General features: G+C 67.4%; 2 protein-coding genes. One reads left to right on the top strand and one right to left on the bottom strand.

Annotated features, from left to right (window positions below; all coding sequences use genetic code 11):
• Positions 1-79 precede the first annotated feature (79 nt).
• On the bottom strand, positions 80-1,303 hold the full coding sequence (gene nadA, locus ACFWI9_RS21720) for a quinolinate synthase NadA (protein WP_387164307.1): 1,224 nt from the start codon (positions 1,301-1,303) through the stop codon (positions 80-82).
• 291 nt (positions 1,304-1,594) lie between these two features.
• Here nadA and erpA point away from each other — a divergent pair, with 291 nt between their 5' ends.
• Positions 1,595-1,951 carry an iron-sulfur cluster insertion protein ErpA gene (gene erpA / locus ACFWI9_RS21715; RefSeq protein ID WP_338676234.1) on the top strand — a complete coding sequence of 119 codons (357 nt, stop codon included), beginning with the start codon at positions 1,595-1,597 and terminating at the stop codon, positions 1,949-1,951.
• Positions 1,952-1,955: the final 4 nt, after the last annotated feature.

Here is a 1,955-nt window from a genome sequence, read left to right as displayed (position 1 = left end):
CTTTAAACCCCCCGCCCCCCCCCCACTGTGATAACGGCCGGGTGGGGGCCCACGGGGGATGGGCGGGGCAGGGCCCTCGTTACGGCAACGCCAGCATCCGCTCCAGGGCCAGCTTCGCGAAGCTCTCCGTCTCCGGGTCCACCTGGATCCTGTTCACCAGGTTCCCCTCCGCGAGGGACTCCAGCGCCCACACCAGGTGCGGCAGGTCGATGCGGTTCATCGTGGAGCAGAAGCACACCGTCTTGTCGAGGAAGACGATCTCCTTGCCCTCGTCGGCGAAACGGTTCGCCAACCGCCGTACCAGGTTCAGCTCGGTACCGATCGCCCACTTGGAGCCGGCCGGGGCCGCCTCGAGGGTCTTGATGATGTACTCCGTGGAGCCCACGTAGTCCGCCGCCGCGACGACCTCGTGCTTGCACTCCGGGTGGACCAGCACGTTCACGCCCGGGACGCGCTCGCGGACGTCGTTCACGGAGTCCAGCGAGAAGCGGCCGTGCACCGAGCAGTGGCCGCGCCACAGGATCATCTTCGCGGCCCGCAGCTGCTCCGCCGTCAGCCCGCCGTTCGGCTTGTGCGGGTTGTAGACGACGCAGTCGTCGAGGGACATGCCCATGTCGCGCACCGCGGTGTTCCGGCCGAGGTGCTGGTCCGGCAGGAAGAGCACCTTCTCGCCCTGCTCGAACGCCCAGTCAAGAGCGCGTTTGGCGTTGGAGGAGGTGCAGATGGTGCCGCCGTGCTTGCCGGTGAAGGCCTTGATGTCGGCGGAGGAGTTCATGTACGAGACCGGGACGGTCACGTCCGTGATGCCCGCCTCGGCGAGCACGTCCCAGCACTCGGCGACCTGCTCCGCCGTGGCCATGTCCGCCATCGAGCAGCCGGCCGCGAGGTCCGGGAGTACGACCTTCTGGGCGTCGGTGGTCAGGATGTCCGCGGACTCCGCCATGAAGTGCACACCGCAGAAGACGATGTACTCCGCCTCGGGGCGGGCCGCCGCGTCCTTGGCGAGCTTGAAGGAGTCGCCGGTGACATCGGCGAACTGGATGACCTCGTCGCGCTGGTAGTGGTGACCCAGGACGAAGACCTTGTCCCCGAGCTTCTCCTTTGCCGCACGGGCTCGCTCCACCAGGTCCGGGTCGGACGGGGACGGGAGGTCCCCGGGGCACTCGACGCCCCGCTCACTCCTGGGGTCGGCTTCGCGGCCGAGCAGCAGCAGGGCGAGCGGCGTCGGCTGGACGTCCAGGGCGGAGTCCCCTCCTGAGCTCGGTTCGGTGAGGGCGGTGTGGGCGGTGGTCACGTCACGCACCCTTTCTTCTCTGCGGTCAGCGCGGCGATGCCGCGTCCGGTGCTGGACCGGAGGCGGCGTCGCCGAGATCTTTTCGTCTATTTGACGCTATCTATCATAACCGCTTCACGTCACTTTGACGATGGCGATAGCGTCGATGTGACGCAATTCCCGATCCACAGGTCGCTGCCCCTACCGAGGCGCGTGTGCGAGCATGAAGAGGAAAGACTAGGGCCGGCCCGGAATGAAACGGGGGCCCGGCCGGTTGCCAACGTCGGCAAGCAGTCTCCGTACAACCCGGGAGAGAAGCAGATGTCCGTATCGGACGAGACCACCACCGTGAGCGACGGCATCCTCCTGTCCGACGCCGCCGCGGCCAAGGTCAAGGCCCTGCTGGACCAGGAGGGCCGGGACGATCTGGCGCTGCGTGTCGCCGTTCAGCCCGGCGGCTGCTCCGGCCTGCGGTACCAGCTCTTCTTCGACGAGCGCACCCTCGACGGTGACGTCGTGAAGGACTTCGACGGTGTGAAGGTCGTCACGGACCGCATGAGCGCCCCGTACCTGGGCGGCGCCTCTATCGACTTCGTCGACACCATCGAGAAGCAGGGCTTCACGATCGACAACCCGAACGCGACGGGCTCCTGCGCCTGCGGAGACTCGTTCAGCTAGGCAC

This window comes from Streptomyces sp. NPDC127084 (assembly GCF_042724175.1).
Lineage (GTDB): Bacteria > Actinomycetota > Actinomycetes > Streptomycetales > Streptomycetaceae > Streptomyces.
This window is presented reverse-complemented; position numbering and strand designations above follow the sequence as displayed.